This is a genomic window from Anthropogastromicrobium sp. (assembly GCF_037349415.1).
In the GTDB taxonomy this organism is placed as follows: domain Bacteria; phylum Bacillota; class Clostridia; order Lachnospirales; family Lachnospiraceae; genus Anthropogastromicrobium; species Anthropogastromicrobium aceti.
The window spans coordinates 73,117-90,229 of record NZ_JAXWCK010000051.1; the positions used below are offsets into that span (position 1 = coordinate 73,117).

Here is a 17,113-nt window from a genome sequence, read left to right on the forward strand (position 1 = left end):
TATCACATCAGCATTCAGCGTTTTCGCTACGGTGAAGACTATTTTCAATTTGACTGCATGGTAGATGATGGACTTGGAGATATTGAAATTCCGGTGCTTCTTTTGCAGACACTTGTGGAAAACTCATTTTCGCATGGTCTGACACCAGAACGAAAAGGAGAAATTTCTTTGTTTATCACAAAAGAAAAACATAATGATGCAGAATGTCTTTATATTTGTGTGTCGGATAATGGCAAAGGTTTTTCGGCGGAAGTCCTTGAAAAAATTGAAAATAATGGCGAAATCTATTACAATGACCGCCGTCATGTTGGCCTTCAAAACATCAAAAAACGTTTGAATCTGATATACGGCGAGCAGGCAGAATTTCACTTATCTAATATGGACGAGAACTTTGGCGCAATATCAGAGGTGTGGATTACGCAGCAGGATAAAAAATAGAACACAGCAGGATTGTGTTATAAATAGGAACAATATTGCAAGAAATATGTAGAATTATGCTTTATACTAAAGCAAAGAATCAGAATATAAGGAGAATATGAAAAATGAACGTAAAAAATGCAATTGTACAGGGCGAGAATTATCGTTTTACCGTACTAACACCGAGCATGATTCGTATGGAATACAGCGAAAAAGGTGTGTTTGTAGACAAGAAGACTCAGATGGTTGTAAATAGAACCTTTGATGTGCCGGAATACACTGTAAATGAGAAAAACGGCGAGCTGATCATTGAGACTGACAAGGCAAGACTTGTCTACACTGGAGGCAGATTTGCTGGAAACAACCTGCGTATCGAGCAGAGAAATCAAAAAGTCATCTATGAGTCCACATGGCATTACGGCGATACCGGACATAACCTGAAGGGAACCACCCGTACACTTGATCAGGCAAATGGCGAGATTCCACTGCAGGACGGTCTGTTTTCCATGGAAGGTTGGGCTGTTATCTCTGATAAGGGCTCCATGCTGCTGACAGAAGACGGTTGGATTGAAAGAAGAGAAGACATTGACGCAGAGGATTTGTATTACTTTGGATACGGTACCGACTATTTGGGCTGCCTGAAAGATTATTATAAGCTGACTGGTGCAACCCCGATCCTTCCAAAGTATGCACTCGGCAACTGGTGGAGCCGCTACTATAAATATACGGAGAAATCGTATCTCGAGCTGATGGACCGCTTCGAGAAAGAGAATATTCCATTTACCGTTGGTGTAATTGACATGGACTGGCATTTGACTGAGATCGACCAGAAATATGGAGCAGGCTGGACAGGCTATACATGGAACAAGGACTTCTTCCCGGATCCAAAGCGTTTTACCGACAACCTGCATAGAAGAGGCATGAAGGTAACGTTAAATGATCATCCGGCAGACGGTGTCAGGGCATTTGAGGATGTGTATCCGGAATTTGCTGCCTACATGGGCGTGGATCAGGAAAAGGGCGAGCCTGTTTTGATGGATTTTACGAACAGAAAGCTGCTTGAAGGCTATTTTAAATATGTCTATGAGAAGATCGAGAAAAAGGACGGTGTTGACTTCTGGTGGATCGACTGGCAGCAGGGTACTAACACCGCGATCCCGGGCCTAGACCCGCTGTGGATGCTCAATCACTATCATACAATTCACAGCCAGAAAAAGGACGGCAAGGGACTTATCTTCTCCCGCTATGCCGGTCCGGGAAGCCATCGTTATCCAGTCGGATTTTCAGGTGACACCGTGATTACATGGGAATCATTAGATTTCCAGCCGTACTTCACCGCAACAGCCTCCAATATCGGCTATGGTTGGTGGAGCCACGACATTGGTGGTCACATGATGGGCTACAAGAATGATGAGCTTTCACTTCGCTGGCTGCAGCTTGGTGTATTCTCCCCGATTATGCGTCTTCACAGCACCTGCTGCGAGTTTAACGGCAAAGAGCCATGGCGCTATCGCAAGGAAGTGGAATTGATCATGGACAAGTTCCTTCGTCTGCGCCATCAGATGATCCCATATCTTCATACGATGAACCGCAGAGCAAGCGAGGAAGGTATTCCGCTTATTCAGCCGCTTTATTATCAGAATCCTGGCAAGTGGGATGCATTTAGAATGAAGAACGAGTACTATTTTGGCTCAGATATTCTTGTAAATCCAATCACACAGCCAATAAGCACAGCTACCAGAATGGGTAAGGTTATGGCACTTCTTCCAGAGGGAACCTGGATTGATTTGTTTACAGGAACAGTTTACAATGGAGATCGCAAGATCGAGCTGTACCGCAGCCTTGACAGCATTCCGGTACTGGCAAAGGCAGGTGCCATTGTCACACTTGATGCGCGCACAACGGGCAATGCGATTGATAATCCAGAGATTCTTAAGGTTATCGTGGCAGCAGGTGCAGACGGAAGCTTTAGACTCGACGAAGAAGCAACCGATAATGTTTGGTGCTCAACCACATTTACATATAAGTGGGGCGATGAGGCTGTTCTTACGATCACACCAGAAAAGACAAAGAAGGAAGGAATGCCGGCAGAACGTGCATATGAACTTGTATTTGCAGGTACAGCACAAGGCATGACGGCACAGAAAAAGAAAGCAGACGGCACATATGAGACGCTTGAGACTTCTTATGACAGCGACAAGCAGTGCACAACAGTAATTCTTCCTATGCAGGATATTGAAAGTGAGATTACAGTCGTTACATACAATACTGCACTTGCTGATAATCATCAGGTTGAGCGTATCTTCGAACTGTTAAATCGCGCAGAGATCGAGTTTGGCTTAAAGGAGCAGATCTATGCAATCGCACAGAAGAAGGGATCAAGAAATGATGCATATTTGCTTGATCAGCTCACACTTCTTAATGCACCAGAGGATGTATTTGGAGCAGTGAAGGAGATTTTGACAGCATTAGATTAAGAATAAGTATCATGTTAAAATAAAAGACAGTATTTAGTAGAAAGAGGTTATGGAGCATATGAACGAAAAATGGTGGAAAAATGCGGTAGTTTATCAGATTTATCCGAGAAGCTTTAAGGATTCAAACGGAGATGGAATCGGTGATTTAGAGGGTATCTATGAGAAGCTTGACTATCTGGCAGAGCTTGGCATTGATGTGATCTGGATGTCTCCGGTTTATAAATCTCCTAATGATGATAATGGATATGACATCAGTGATTATCAGGATATCATGGACGACTTTGGAACCATGGACGATTTTGATCGCGTGCTAAAGAAGGCACATAGTCTTAATATAAAAATTATGATGGATCTTGTTGTTAATCACACCTCCGATGAGCATAAGTGGTTTATAGAGAGCAAGAAGAGCAAGGATAACCCGTACCATGATTATTATATGTGGGCAGATCCTGACAAGAACGGCAATCCGCCTAACCGCTGGGAGTCATGCTTTAGCGGTTCAGCATGGGAGTATGTAGAGAGTGTAGGTCAGTTTTATCTTCACTCCTTCTCCCGTAAGCAGCCAGATTTAAACTGGGATAATCCGAAGGTTCGCGAGGAAGTCTTTAAGATGATGACCTGGTGGTGCGACAAGGGAATCGATGGCTTCCGTATGGATGTAATCAGTATGATTTCCAAGTATCCTGGTTTGCCGGATGGACCGGAGAATGGAAATGGCTACACTGGAAACACAAGCTGTGACGGCCCAAACATCCACAAATATCTGCGTGAGATGAACGAAAAGGTGCTGTCTAAGTATCGTCTGATTACTGTAGGTGAGTGTCCTGGCGTAAATGCTGAGCAGGCAAAGAAATATGCAAACATTGATGGCAGCGAGCTTGATATGATTTTCCAGTTTGAGCATGTTTCAGGAAGTGCGCTGAAACCGTGCCATCATGGAAAGTGGGACGGTGAGGCAATGACTATGCCAGAGCTGCGTGCAAACTTTACAAAGTGGCAGAAGGACTTAGAGGGATGCGCATGGAACAGTTTGTTTTTGTCTAATCACGATCAGCCAAGATGTGTTTCACGTTTTGGAAATGATAGTGAGCAGTACCGTGAGCTGTCAGCCAAGATGCTTGCAACTATGACTCATTTCCAGAAGGGTACGCCATATGTATATCAGGGTGAGGAGCTTGGCATGACAAATGCCTACATGGAAAATATCGCAGATTATCGTGATATTGAAAGTCTCAATGCTTACAAAGAGCTGACAACAAAAGAAAATATCCCAGCTGAAACAGTTATGGGCTATATCAAGGCAGTTGGCCGCGACAATGCACGTACACCAATGCAGTGGGACGCATCCGAAAATGGCGGCTTCACATCAGGCACACCATGGCTGCAGGTAAATAAAAACTACAAAACAATCAACGCAGCCGCACAGGTAAACGATCCAGATTCTGTTTTTGCTTATTATAAAAAGCTGATTGCACTTCGCCATACAAACGAAGTTATGGTGAACGGTGTGTATGACGTATTGATTCCAGATCATCCGCAGATTTACGCATATACCAGAACACTCGGTGATAAACAGCTGCTTGTACTTTGCAACGATTCCGACACAAATGTTGCCATCCCGGCAGAGCTTCAGGAAAAGATTCATGCAGCAAAGAACATCCTTATCCAGAATTACAAGGATACAGACGAGTCCACACTCAGACCATATGAGGCTGTTGTGTACGCACGGTGACCATGGGGACAGGGACGGTGGCTAAAAATGTGTCCCTACTGGCTCGATATGTGTCCATAAAAACATCATGATATTAAAAAGTCTGAAAGTTCAAGAAAAGAGCTTTCAGGCTTTTTTGTGTTTACTAGAATGCAGTCGAGTCGGGGAAAGAACAAAAGTTTGCGAGCTTGAGCCACCAGGGACACTAATCAAACCATCGTACCTGTCCCCATGGTCACCCAATGTAATTTTTGCTGCGTATAAAATTTCCTGTTTTCCATATACTACCCATACAACGCAAAATATGGAATAGTTAAAATGATTAGAAATACAAATCAGGAGGAATTGGAAAATATGAAAGCAACAGGAATTGTGCGCCGTGTGGATGAACTTGGACGACTGGTGATCCCAAAGGAAATCAGAAGAACTATGCGTCTTGCAGAAGGCACACCGCTTGAAATTTTTACAGACAGGGAAGGGCAGATTATTCTAAAAAAATATTCTCCAATGATGGAGTTAGGCAGCTTTGCAAAACAATATGCGGAGTCTGTTGCGCAGACCATGAATCAAAAGGTAGCAGTGTCTGACCGCGATCAGATCATTGCGGTGGCAGGCGGCGGAAAAAGAGAACTCCTTGGAAAAACAATAAGTAGGCAGCTCGAAGAAATGATCATCAATCGCGAAAACAGCATCCAGGCCGGATTAGATAAAAAGACAATTCCGCTGATAAGCGGAGACGAAGACAGCTACAGTGCACAGGCCATCTATCCGATTTGCTGCGAGGGAGACTGTATAGGTGCTGTCATTTTATATAGCCGCGAAAATCAGACTCATTTTAGCGAGACAGAATATAAAGCAGCTGCCTGCGCAGCTTCCTTCTTGGGAAAGCAAATGGAGGGGTGAGGCACCGTAGGGCTTTCGTGACATAGCACCGTGATTAAGGTGAACCGCTGCATAACTTTTTTCTTTTAGGACTTGAAAAACCTTATAACGTGTGTTACAGTAAAAAAGCATTAAAAAAGATATGCAAAATGAGGAAAAAAGCGTGTAAGAGAAAGCAAAAGTCAGTTTTAGCAAAAGGATATTTTGCTGGTCTTACCGTATGAGATGTAAGGAGGAGTTTCAAATGAACAAGAAGGAGTTAGTAGCAGCAGTTGCAGAGCAGGCTGGATTAAAGAAGGTTGACGCAGAGAAGGCAATTGAGGCTTTCACAGCAGTAGTGGAAGGTGCATTAAAGGCTGGAGATAAGGTGCAGTTGGTTGGCTTTGGAACTTTTGAGGTAGCAGAGCGTCCAGAGAGAGAGGGAAGAAACCCGAGAAGTGGTGAGACCATGACTATCGCAGCATCTAAGAACCCGAAGTTTAAGGCTGGAAAGGCATTAAAGGATGCAATTAACGCGTAATGATTTTTAAAATCTGAGCGAAAAACGTGCAAAAATTCCCCCTAAAATGCATTTGCGTTGTAGGGGGAATTTTAACTAGAAGGAGATTAATATGCGTTTGGATAAGTATCTGAAAGTATCTCGCATCATTAAGCGCAGAACGGTAGCTAATGAAGCTTGTGACAGCGGACGCGTTATGCTTAACGATAAAGTGGCAAGAGCGAGCGCAGACGTGAAGGTTGGAGATGTTATAGAGATTGCCTTTGGTAATAAAACAGTTAAGGTGCGTATCACGAGTGTGCAGGAGACAATCCGTAAAGAAGATGCAAAGGAAATGTTTGAATATCTTTAAGAGCAATAGCATAATATCAGCGGCTCCCTAATATATTGGAATAGACCGGTATACCGGAAAATCCGATTGTTAGGGGGTCTTTTTTTGGAACAAAATCAAGATCAGGAATATATTGAGCGCGAACACTGTCTGATTTTAGAGCACAGAAGGAGCCTAAAAATCACCGGTGTAACTGATGTGATTGCGTATGACGAACATATCATACAAATCAATACGACAGACAAGGCATTAGAGATACGTGGTGATGGTCTTCATATGAAGCAACTGGCATTAGACAAGGGGATCATTGAGGTGGATGGCTGTGTGAACAGTCTGGAATATCAGGAGCAAAAAGGCCAGAGTCAGGGGGAATCATTTTGGAAGAGGCTGCTAAGGTAATCGGAGGTGTTGCAGGCGAGCTTGTGTTTTTTATGCGATCATTTCTGCTAGGATTTTTGATGCGGCTTGGCTACGAGCCGATTATTTTTTTTCGCCGTGTATTTCGTCAGCCAAAGCTTCTTTTGGACGTGCAGGATGTATTGTTTTGGACGTTTGGAAGTTTTTTGATGTTTGGTCTTTTATTTCGGGAGAATAATGGAACACCGAGACTTTTTTCTCTGGTTGGAATTGCAGTTGGGATGGCATTGTATCAGCTTGGTCCGGCAAAGCTGACAGGCAGTCTGTTTTGTAAGATTAGAAAAAAACGACTTAAAATGCAAAGAAGCTGCCGCGCATGGCGAAAAAAACGTCTGGAGAGGCGAAAAATGGAAAAAAAGAGGTTGAAAAAGACACAAAAAGAAAGTATGATAAAAAGAGAGGATAAACATAGCCGCAATAAGAGAGGTGAGAATATTGACAGGAAAGATGGCAGCCCGAAGGAGAGCCAATCGCAAATGGATCGCACTGGCACTTGTGACAGTAGTACTGTTAAGCGTGATGACCTGGATTGGTGGAAACAGTTTGGCAGAGCAAAACGCCCAGAATCTGGCACAGCAGCAGCTCCTCGAGGAAAAGATTGCCGAGGAAGAGGCGCGAAGCAAAGAACTCGATGAGTACAGCGAGTACATGAAAACCGATGAATTTGCTGAATGGTATGCAAAGGAAAAGTTAGGCTTGATCCATAAAAACGAGATCATATTTAAGGGTGAATGATGTGCCGTATCGTGGAAACGCGAAGCGGCACTTTTTTTTATCGCACCGTCTTTTCGACAGACATTTCAAAAAAACTAAGCTATGATAAAAAGAGCAGCTGATAAACAATTGTGTTTTCAGAAATGGAGGTCGAAAGCAAGTGGAAGGTCTGGAAAGATGGCAAAATAATCAGGTAAAAAAAATGGGCATAGGGCGGCTGGGCCTGATTTTTTTTATGATTGGCGGAATGCTTTTTGTTGTTTTAAGAAGTGGGCAGACAACATATTTGGTTATACAGGTAGTGCTGCTTTTTAGTGCACTTTTTTTCGGATATAGGTTTGGACCAGGAGCAGGTGCAATTGCTGGAAGCATAAGTGGAATTATGCTTTCTCTTGTGAGCGGTGAGGCAGCGCAGATTGGCATATTGTGTCTTCTTGGAATTTTCTCCGGTGCATTTCGCAGTTTAGGCAGGATGGCCAGCGTGACAGCATGTGCAGCGGCAGCTTTTGGCGTTGGAATTGTATATTCTCCGGCTATTTTATTTCAGACGATGGAATCTGTTTTGGCAGTTGGTATTGTATTTTTATTGCTTCCTGAAAAACTTACCTGTCCGCAAAAACAAAATTTGCTTAAGGAAGATTGTGGATTTAATGAACAAGAAAGCATACCAGTGTGGCAGGCTGCGGTAGAAGATATGGCAGGAGAAGGATTGCCGGCATTGGCGCAGACCTTTTCGCAGCTTTCTTCTATGTATCGTGAAGAAGATGTAGCAAAGGATCCATTTGAAACTGACTGGCGCATGCGTTATCTGGAATTGCGTCAGCTTTTGTCAGAACAATTTTTTGAGTGTGCGCAGATGCTTTTGGAAACAGTCGGGCAGATGCAGGAAAAAGAAGAATTGTCCGGAGCTGTGCGTGAGAATCTGGAAAAGAAGCTGCTATGGGCAGGTGTAGAGGCAAAGCGAATCTACATGACTGAAAATAAAAATGGAGCCAGACAGCTAATTATGGCGCTCAGTGCCAAAAGTGCACGCTGTATTTCAATGAAGCTTGTCTGCGAGCGCATTGAAGAGGTTCTTGGCAAACGCATGGTGCTGTGTGCAAATCAGCCGCTTCTTGTATCATCAGTGACGCGTTGGGTTCGTTTTGAAGAGGAGTGTCCATACTTTGTGCTTTTTGGCACTGCATCTAGCTGTAAAAGCGGAAATGATATTTCAGGAGACAGCTTTTCGTGCATGGAGCTGTCAAATGCAAAAAAGGTTCTTCTTTTATGCGATGGAATGGGAAGCGGAAGTGTTGCAGGAAAGGAAAGTGCGGGAGTCACAGAGCTTGCAGAATCACTTTGCGAGGCAGGCTATTCGCCGTCACTTCTCATTCGTGTGATTAACAGTGCACTGATGATTCAGGCAAAGGAACATCCTGTCACAATTGATTTAACAGTTATTGACTGTGCAAACGGTATATGCGAGCTTACAAAATCCGGTGCAGCCGTCACTTTTTTAAAGCGCGGCACACAGACGATGCAGGTTGGTGCAGACAGTATGCCGGCAGGAATATTGCAGGAGCACGCACCGATGGAAAAAATACTTCGTCTAAAGGATGGAGATATTATTATTATGGTTAGTGATGGTGTGCTAGAAGAAATACCTGGCTACGATAAGGAGGAGACGATGTGCCGCTTTTGTGAAAAGCTAGACGAAAACAATCCAAAGGAGATTGCAAAAAAAATCTTGGCATTTGCAGGAAATACAAAAAATGCCAGAGACGACAGAACAGTGCTTGTAGCTGGTTTCTGGAAAAAATAAAGGAGATAAAAATGATTCCACACGATAAATTTATAGATAAAATCAAGCAATACATTGATGAAAAAAAGCTGTTTTCCTTCGGTGACCATGTCATCATAGGCTTGTCAGGAGGCGCAGATTCTGTCTGTCTTTTATTGGTACTAAAACGATTGCAGCAAATATATAATCTTTCAATAACAGCAATTCATGTTCATCACGGCATACGTGGTGAGTCAGCAGAGCATGATCTTAAGTTTTCAAGACAGCTTTGCGAAAAAGAAGAAATTGAGTTTGTTGAAAAAAGATGTGATGTGCCGGCTCTTGCAGCGAAGCATCATCTGACTGAGGAGGAGGCAGGGCGTCGTGTCCGTTATGAAACATTTGAGTGTGAAGCAAAAAAACGCGGTGCATCTGTAATTGCAGTGGCACATCATATGGATGATCAGGCTGAGACAGTGCTAATGAATCTGCTGCGAGGAAGCGGGATTCGTGGATGTAGCGGAATACCTTGTAAGCGCAGCTTGTCAGACAAGGGAGATATCGTTGTCGTGCGTCCGCTTTTAGGTATGAGAAGAGAGGCGATTGAAGCATGGCTTATAGAAAATAGGCAGGGATGGTGCATTGATGAGACAAACCTGACAGATGACTATCTCAGAAGCCGTATCAGAAACAGGCTTCTGCCGCTTCTTTCAAGTGAATATAATGCGCAGGCTGCTGAGCACATAGCATGTGCTGCGGGTGATTTCTCTGAGGCAGATGAATATCTTAGAGATCAGGCACAGGCACTTATTTCGTCATGGCATTGTGTCTTGCATAAGCAAATGATGCTTCCTGTAAAAGAGCTTAAGAAACAAAAACCAATTTTACAGCGATATCTGATTCAGGAGGCAATTTCGCATACAGGAGGAGTAAAAGATATAACTAGGACACATATTGAATCTGTTATAGGGCTTTTGTCAAAGCGCACAGGAAGCATGGTAAATCTGCCGCAAAGACGTAAGGCACGTATTCAATATGAGTTTTTAATCATAGAAAAAGAGATCTTTTCAGAGCATAAAGAAGAAAATCAGGATTTACAATTACCAAACAGCAAAATTGGTAAGGCTGTTTACTCAATTTTCCCCGTTTGTGAGAAAAAAATTCCACAAACTTGTTGTGTAAACTGGTTCGATTATGATACAATAAAAGAAGGGTTGCTTATGCGTAAAAGAAGGCCTAAAGACCGTATTTGCATTGATGCAAAGGGTAATACGCAAAAGCTTTCCGACTGCATGATTAATGCTAAAATTCCTGCTGCAAAGCGGGATCAGATTCCTATTCTGGCATCTGGAAGCCGTGTTTTGTGGATTGCAGGAGTTCGCATGGCCGAAGATTGTAAAATCACCAAACATACAAGGCTGGTGCTTGAAGTTAGAACAGTGCAGTGATCATCGCATACGATAGTCAGAAAATTGACTCAAAACTATAAAAATAAAAAAGCAGAGGAGTGCAAAAATGGGAGATAAGATTCGTGTAATGTATTCTGAAGAAGAAGTCGACAAGAGAATCCGCGAGCTGGGAGAGCAGATCAGCAAACGCTATGAGGGAAAGACGGTTCACATGATTTGTGTATTAAAGGGCGGCGTATTTTTTATGTGTGAACTTGCAAAGAGAATTACCGTTCCAGTAACTATGGATTTTATGTCCGTATCAAGCTATGGTGCTGGTACAAAGTCAAGCGGTATCGTAAAGATTGTCAAGGATCTGGATCAGTCTATTGAGGGAAGAGATGTATTGGTAGTTGAGGATATTATTGATTCTGGAAGAACACTCAGCCATCTGATGAAGATCTTAAACGAGAGAAAGCCATCCAGCATTTGTCTGTGTACTCTTCTTGACAAGCCAGATCGTCGCGAGGTTGATGATGTAAATGTTGACTATACAGGTTTTCAGGTGCCGGATGAGTTTGTAGTTGGCTACGGATTAGACTATGATCAGCTGTACCGCAATCTGCCGTATGTAGGTGTGGTTGAGACTGAGTAAATATTTGCAGAAACGAGGAGTAAATTGAAAAAGTCAAATGGAATAATCGCATATACCATTATTATTGCAATTGTAATTGCATTAATTTTCTTCTTTCAGCGTTCTCTTTATACGCAGACTAATGTAACATACTCGCAGTATCGTTCATTTGTGGAAGAAGAAAAAATCGCTCAGGCACAGATTGAACAAAATGCGAAGGTGCCGACGGGCAGTGTGTTGTTTTTTGTCAGTGGTTCATCGACAGAATATCGTGTATTCGTATCAGATGTCAATGCTGAGTTAGACCGTCTGCAGGATAACGGTATAAAAGTTACCCTGACAGCAGTTAAAGAAAATTATTTTCTAAATACACTTCTTCCTGTACTTATTTTAGTCATAGGAATAAGCTTTGTGTTCGTAGCAATGACAGGCCGTATGGCAGCACCGGGAGGTGGCAGCGGAGGCGGTCAGAGCATGGCAAACTTCGGAAGAAGCAGAGCTGTTATGGAAACAGGCGGCTCCAAGAAAGTTTTATTTAAGGATGTTGCCGGTCTTCAAGAGGAGAAGGAAGAACTTGAGGAAGTGGTGGATTTTCTTAAAAATCCAAATATGTACACAAGCCTTGGCGCCAGAATCCCAAAGGGTATCCTTTTAGTAGGCCCTCCGGGAACAGGAAAAACATTGCTTGCAAAGGCAGTTGCCGGTGAAGCAGGCGTGCCATTTTTCTCAATCTCTGGTTCAAACTTTGTAGAGATGTTTGTTGGTGTCGGTGCATCACGTGTACGAGATTTGTTTGAACAGGCAAAGAGAAATGCACCTTGCATCATTTTTATTGACGAGATCGATGCCGTAGCCAGAAGAAGAGGAACAGGTCTTGGCGGCGGTCATGATGAGAGAGAGCAGACATTAAACCAGATGCTTGTAGAGATGGATGGTTTTGGTGTCAATGAGGGAATTATCGTTATGGCAGCAACAAACCGTGTCGATATTCTTGATCCGGCTATCCTTCGTCCTGGACGTTTTGACCGTAAGGTGGCAGTAGGACGTCCAGATGTAAAGGGACGAGAAGAAATTTTAAAGGTACACACAAAGAATAAGCCGCTTGGCTCAGATGTAAACTTAAGACGTGTTGCGCAGACAACAGCAGGATTTACCGGAGCAGATCTGGAAAATCTGATGAATGAGGCTGCGATCAATGCGGCAAAGAGCAAACAGGGCTACATCAGCCAGCGCGATATAGAGCAGTCCTTTGTTAAGGTGGGAATTGGTGCAGAGAAGCATTCTAAGGTCATCAGCGACAAGGAAAAGCGCATCACAGCATACCATGAGTCAGGCCATGCAATTTTGTTCCATGTATTGCCGCATGAAAGTCAGGTACACACCATTTCAATTATTCCAACTGGAATGGGTGCGGCAGGCTACACAATGCCGCTTCCAGAGGCGGATGAGATGTTTATGACAAAGAAGCGCATGGAAGAAGATATTATCGTAGCATTTGGTGGTCGTGTTGCCGAGGAATTGATATTTGGCGATGTCACAACAGGAGCATCACAGGATATCAAGCAGGCGACAGCGACAGCCCGTGCAATGGTTGTAAAATATGGTATGTCAGAACGTCTTGGAACCATCAACTATGAGGACAGCGGTGAGGAAGAAGTATTCCTCGGCAGAGATCTGGGACATGCAAGAAGCTACAGTGAAGATGTTGCCAGAGAAATTGATATAGAAGTGAAGCGTATTATTGATGAGGCATATGCACAGGCAAAGACGATTATTACTGAGCATATGGACGTGCTTCACCGCTGTGCACAGGTATTAATCGAGCGTGAAAAAATTGGAAACGCGGAGTTTGAGGCGATCTTTGATGGAAGGGAGCTTCCAGAGCCGGGTGCAGAGCAGACATCTCTCATGTCAGGTATGCCATCAGAAGGCAGATAATAACGCACGGTTAAAGGAGCCACGAAAAAAATGCAGTTCAGTGATATATTAGTAAAAAATGCATTATTTTGTGATGAAACAGAAGATTACCGTACTCCGGCAGAGCCGGAGGCGGGCGACTCTGTTGTCATCCGCTTTCGGACATTGGCCAATAACGTGGACAATGTCTATTTGATTTCAAGAAAAAGTGAAATCAAAATGGAAAAGGTCAGAACAGAAGGTTTGTTTGACTTTTATGAGACACAGATAAGCGTTGGAAGTACGTCTTATCTATATTACTTCGAGATCGAAAAAGGCAGGGATATCTGTTATTATAATAAATTAGGATGTACAACGAATTTGCGCCAGAAGTATGCATTTAGAATCACACCGGGCTTTCATACGCCAGAGTGGGCAAAGGGTGCAGTATTTTATCAGATTTATGTGGATCGCTTTTATAATGCAGAGCCTTCCAATGATGTTCTCTCAGGTGAGTATTACTATGTAGGATCACAGAGTGAGCGCGTAACTGATTGGGATAGTCTTCCGGCAAATCTTGATATTGGACGTTTCTATGGAGGTGATCTTCAGGGTGTGCGCGCAAAGCTTGACTATTTGCAGGAGCTTGGCGTTGAGGTCATCTACTTTAATCCGCTGTTTGTCTCTCCGTCTAATCACAAATATGATATTCAGGATTATGATTATATTGATCCGCATTTTGCAGTTATCAAAAAGGATGAAGGCGAGCTTCTTAAAGAGGATGAGAAGGAAAACAAAAAGGCAAGTCGTTATATCTGCCGTGTGACCTCTAAAGAAAATTTAGAGGCATCAAATGAATATTTTGCAGAGCTTGTAAAAGAAATTCATGCAAGAGGCATGAAGGTTATTCTTGACGGTGTATTCAATCATTGTGGTTCCTTCAATAAATGGCTTGACAGAGAGTGTATTTATGAAGGACAAAAAGGATATGAGCCAGGTGCATATGTATCTGAGTCAAGCCCATATCACGACTTTTTTGGTTTTACTGGAGGCGTGTGGCCGTATAATAAGAATTATGAGGGCTGGTGGGGACATGATACACTGCCAAAGCTTAACTATGAGGGTTCAAAGGAGTTATATGACTATATTCTTCGTATAGGAAAAAAATGGGTCAGTGCACCTTATAATGTAGATGGCTGGCGTCTTGACGTGGCAGCAGATCTTGGTCATAGTATTGGTGTTAATCACCAGTTTTGGAAGGATTTTAGAAAGTCTGTCAAGAAAGCAAATCCAGAGGCAATTATTTTGGCTGAGCACTATGGTGATCCAAGCAGCTGGATGCGCGGTGATCAGTGGGATACAGTCATGAACTATGATGCGTTTATGGAGCCAATCACATGGTTTTTGACAGGTATGGAAAAGCATAGTGATGAGTTTCAGGCTGAATGGTATGGAAATGGAGACAAGTTTTTCCGTACAATGGAACACAATATGAGCAAGTTCCAGCGCCAGTCACTAGACGTTGCTATGAATGAGCTGTCAAATCATGATCATTCTCGTTTCCTTACAAGAACAAACAGCACTGTCGGACGTATTGCGACAAAGGGCGCTAAAGCCGCAAATGAAAATGTGGAAAAGTGCATTCTTCGAGAGGCAGTTGTCATGCAGATGACTTGGCCAGGAGCACCAACTGTTTATTATGGAGATGAGGCTGGTATGGTTGGCTGGACTGACCCAGACAACAGAAGATCTTATCCGTGGGGAAAACAAGACTGGGAACTTATAGAGTTTCATAAGGATATGATTCGTATCCACAAAAAATATGAGTGCTTTAGAAGTGGTTCCTATAAGTCGATTGCAAGCGGTTCTCACTGGATTTGCTATGGCAGATTTAATAAAAAGCTGCAGGCAGTTATTCTTATTAATAACAGAAGAGATACGCTTACAGTAGATCTTCCAATATGGCAGATTGGTATTTTGGAAAATGCATGTTTAAAGCGTGTGATCCAGACAACACAGTCAACCTACAATGTCGGTGAAGTTATGGAGCGTGCCGAGGATGGTATTCTTCATGTGACTGTAGGACCGCAGACAGCAAGTGTGTATATTGCCGCGAAAAACGTATAAGAAAACTAAATAGTATGAAAAACCAGTGGGTGTAACACAAAGAACAGTAATATTTTGTTTGTCCCCACTGGTTTTTATTTGCGTTTATGTAGATTGATTGACAGCAGATGCTTCATAGTGGTAAGATACCGATATATAAGCTTGGGGAAGGAGACTGCCATGAAACAGCACAGACAAAGAAATGGACAAGAGGGAATAGCGATGATTATTGTGGTTTGTATCATGGCAGTTCTTGTTATGATGTCGCTTGCACTTCTTCTGGCCTCCTCGGTTATGACACAAAATGCGGGACGAGTAAAGGATCAGGAGCAGTCAAGAATACTTACTGTATCGCTTGCAGATGAGCTGGAAAAAGAGTTAACGGTGACACCATCACAGCAGGAAAAAACACAGGCTAGTGGAACTATCTTAGAATTTGTCAACAGCAAGATCATTTCAGGAAGCTGGTCATCTGGTGAAGAACAGACATTTTCATTGGACAGCAGTGCACTGAATCAGACAAATGAGCTGTCAGCGCAGGCAACGCTTAGCTGGGAGGAGGGAGAAAATGGCTATACGGATGCATCACTTTATATAACGGTGCACTGCATATATCATAACATGCCATTTTCTGTTACTACAATCTATAATGCTTATACTGCTTATGCATCGGATGATGAGAATCAAAATGAGGATGTGCAGGATACTCTTTATTGGATCCGCTCAGAGCGAAGGTAGGTGATGCGGGATATGATTAAAAAAATGACAGGCAGAAGGCAGACTAAGTATAAACGACTAAGTCAAAGATGCGTAAACAATAAAAAGGGGGTAAGCTTAGTAGGCGTCATCGTGGCATTTTTGCTACTGATGATAATAATGCTGATGTTTCAAAAGTCTTTGAAAGTTTCGGGAAATCTTATTGCGCGTTCTGTAGATATACGAAAAGAAGAACAGGAGCTAATAGGATACTATTATAAAAACAGGACTAGTCCGACAAATACGGAATCTGTAAGCTGTGTTTTTTCTGGAGAAGATGGCAGCTTTACATTAAATACTAAATGGAGCAGCTACAGCAGGCAAAATGCATCAATCTTTTACTTTGGAGATGGAACAACTGGATATGAAAATCGTTCATCAGCCATGTCAGATGGAGGTGATGAGCAGTGAAGAAGATAAAAGACAATAGGCGCGGAAGCACACTTGTTGAGGTTATTGTTACATTTGCGCTGATTGGTATGTTTTTACTGGCAGCAACAACTGCAGTTTCTGCTGCAATGAATGCGTTTTACAGGATGGAATCTTTATCAAGGGCAATTGTAGTCAGTGACACAATTCTTGATAAGGCACAAGGAGAGCTTTCATTAGCAAGTGCAGATGGAGCATTGCTTTGTCTGGGTAGTGAATCAAGTGGTGATGATTGGTGGAAAACAATATGCTTTTACTCAGCAAATGGAAATCCTGTGCGCATGGAAAGTGAAGCTTCTGGTGATGGAAAGGGGCGTTTTTCGCTATATTATTATCCTGTGAAGGATAGTTCGTCACAAGGCACAGACTGGACATTTGATGAAAATTTTTATCAGGGATTTTGGATAGAGGATCTTTCATTTCGGTGGAATGGAACAGAAGAAGAACCAGATAATATCATAGAGGTTCGTTTGACACTGACAAATGGAAATACCTCATACAGCCAAACACGCTTTGTGCAGTGTACAAATTTCTTCCGACCATCGCACTTTGCACGTATTCATACAGGTATTACATTTTAAGGACTTTTGTATCATGACATGTGAACTGGAAAGTTTACTTTGAATTTACAAAAGTCGGGTGGGATGAAAGCCAAGAAACTTTTTGCAATTATCGGACAATGATGTCGAATTTT

General features: G+C 42.8%; 16 protein-coding genes. All 16 read left to right on the forward strand.

Annotated elements, in window-relative coordinates; all coding sequences use genetic code 11:
- Positions 1-57: 57 nt before the first annotated feature.
- Positions 58-438 (forward strand): ATP-binding protein, encoded by a 381-nt coding sequence (locus WJP93_RS11900; protein ID WP_337548517.1) that lies wholly within the window; start codon positions 58-60, stop codon positions 436-438.
- Positions 439-542: 104 nt separating this feature from the next.
- A complete protein-coding gene (locus tag WJP93_RS11905) occupies positions 543-2,894 on the forward strand; it encodes a TIM-barrel domain-containing protein (RefSeq protein WP_337548519.1) in 2,352 nt (783 codons plus the stop codon).
- A 58-nt stretch (positions 2,895-2,952) separates the two neighbouring features.
- On the forward strand, positions 2,953-4,626 hold the full coding sequence (locus WJP93_RS11910; RefSeq protein ID WP_337548521.1) for an alpha-glucosidase: 1,674 nt from the start codon (positions 2,953-2,955) through the stop codon (positions 4,624-4,626).
- 333 nt (positions 4,627-4,959) lie between these two features.
- The gene (gene spoVT, locus WJP93_RS11915) at positions 4,960-5,508 is read left to right on the forward strand and encodes a stage V sporulation protein T (protein ID WP_066559122.1); all 549 of its coding nucleotides are present in this window, start codon (positions 4,960-4,962) and stop codon (positions 5,506-5,508) included.
- Positions 5,509-5,707: 199 nt separating this feature from the next.
- The gene (locus WJP93_RS11920) at positions 5,708-6,007 is read left to right on the forward strand and encodes an HU family DNA-binding protein (protein ID WP_227100745.1); all 300 of its coding nucleotides are present in this window, start codon (positions 5,708-5,710) and stop codon (positions 6,005-6,007) included.
- Between the two features lie 91 nt (positions 6,008-6,098).
- Complete coding sequence (locus tag WJP93_RS11925) at positions 6,099-6,338, forward strand: RNA-binding S4 domain-containing protein (RefSeq protein ID WP_118612628.1); 240 nt, start codon at positions 6,099-6,101, stop codon at positions 6,336-6,338.
- 84 nt (positions 6,339-6,422) lie between these two features.
- On the forward strand, positions 6,423-6,716 hold the full coding sequence (yabP, locus tag WJP93_RS11930; RefSeq protein ID WP_262538112.1) for a sporulation protein YabP: 294 nt from the start codon (positions 6,423-6,425) through the stop codon (positions 6,714-6,716).
- Positions 6,695-7,369, forward strand: coding sequence for a spore cortex biosynthesis protein YabQ (gene yabQ / locus WJP93_RS11935; protein WP_337548526.1), 675 nt, complete (start codon positions 6,695-6,697; stop codon positions 7,367-7,369). The genes yabP and yabQ overlap by 22 nt, the downstream gene beginning before the upstream one ends.
- A 239-nt stretch (positions 7,370-7,608) precedes the next feature.
- Positions 7,609-9,252, forward strand: a complete 1,644-nt coding sequence (locus WJP93_RS11940) for a SpoIIE family protein phosphatase (RefSeq protein WP_337548528.1) — start codon at positions 7,609-7,611, stop codon at positions 9,250-9,252.
- An 11-nt stretch (positions 9,253-9,263) separates the two neighbouring features.
- Positions 9,264-10,658 carry a tRNA lysidine(34) synthetase TilS gene (gene tilS / locus WJP93_RS11945; RefSeq protein ID WP_337548530.1) on the forward strand — a complete coding sequence of 465 codons (1,395 nt, stop codon included), beginning with the start codon at positions 9,264-9,266 and terminating at the stop codon, positions 10,656-10,658.
- Between the two features lie 67 nt (positions 10,659-10,725).
- Complete coding sequence (hpt, locus tag WJP93_RS11950) at positions 10,726-11,253, forward strand: hypoxanthine phosphoribosyltransferase (protein ID WP_227100740.1); 528 nt, start codon at positions 10,726-10,728, stop codon at positions 11,251-11,253.
- 24 nt (positions 11,254-11,277) lie between these two features.
- Positions 11,278-13,170, forward strand: a complete 1,893-nt coding sequence (gene ftsH, locus WJP93_RS11955) for an ATP-dependent zinc metalloprotease FtsH (RefSeq protein ID WP_066559095.1) — start codon at positions 11,278-11,280, stop codon at positions 13,168-13,170.
- Between the two features lie 30 nt (positions 13,171-13,200).
- The gene (locus WJP93_RS11960; RefSeq protein ID WP_337548532.1) at positions 13,201-15,255 is read left to right on the forward strand and encodes a glycoside hydrolase family 13 protein; all 2,055 of its coding nucleotides are present in this window, start codon (positions 13,201-13,203) and stop codon (positions 15,253-15,255) included.
- Positions 15,256-15,414: 159 nt separating this feature from the next.
- A complete protein-coding gene (locus WJP93_RS11965; protein ID WP_337548533.1) occupies positions 15,415-15,972 on the forward strand; it encodes a hypothetical protein in 558 nt (185 codons plus the stop codon).
- A 12-nt stretch (positions 15,973-15,984) separates the two neighbouring features.
- Entirely contained in the window at positions 15,985-16,401 is a 417-nt protein-coding gene (locus WJP93_RS11970; protein WP_337548534.1) for a hypothetical protein, read from the forward strand.
- Complete coding sequence (locus tag WJP93_RS11975; RefSeq protein ID WP_337548535.1) at positions 16,398-17,000, forward strand: prepilin-type N-terminal cleavage/methylation domain-containing protein; 603 nt, start codon at positions 16,398-16,400, stop codon at positions 16,998-17,000. The genes WJP93_RS11970 and WJP93_RS11975 overlap by 4 nt, the downstream gene beginning before the upstream one ends.
- Positions 17,001-17,113: the final 113 nt, after the last annotated feature.

Coding starts and splice junctions, on each gene's coding strand:
- WJP93_RS11900 (WP_337548517.1), top strand. CDS start 58: ATGGTAGATGATGGACTTGGAGATATTGAAATTCCGGTGCTTCTTTTG.
- spoVT (WP_066559122.1), top strand. CDS start 4,960: ATGAAAGCAACAGGAATTGTGCGCCGTGTGGATGAACTTGGACGACTG.
- WJP93_RS11920 (WP_227100745.1), top strand. CDS start 5,708: ATGAGATGTAAGGAGGAGTTTCAAATGAACAAGAAGGAGTTAGTAGCA.
- WJP93_RS11960 (WP_337548532.1), top strand. CDS start 13,201: ATGCAGTTCAGTGATATATTAGTAAAAAATGCATTATTTTGTGATGAA.
- tilS (WP_337548530.1), top strand. CDS start 9,264: ATGATTCCACACGATAAATTTATAGATAAAATCAAGCAATACATTGAT.
- WJP93_RS11970 (WP_337548534.1), top strand. CDS start 15,985: ATGATTAAAAAAATGACAGGCAGAAGGCAGACTAAGTATAAACGACTA.
- WJP93_RS11910 (WP_337548521.1), top strand. CDS start 2,953: ATGAACGAAAAATGGTGGAAAAATGCGGTAGTTTATCAGATTTATCCG.
- hpt (WP_227100740.1), top strand. CDS start 10,726: ATGGGAGATAAGATTCGTGTAATGTATTCTGAAGAAGAAGTCGACAAG.
- WJP93_RS11925 (WP_118612628.1), top strand. CDS start 6,099: ATGCGTTTGGATAAGTATCTGAAAGTATCTCGCATCATTAAGCGCAGA.
- WJP93_RS11965 (WP_337548533.1), top strand. CDS start 15,415: ATGAAACAGCACAGACAAAGAAATGGACAAGAGGGAATAGCGATGATT.
- WJP93_RS11905 (WP_337548519.1), top strand. CDS start 543: ATGAACGTAAAAAATGCAATTGTACAGGGCGAGAATTATCGTTTTACC.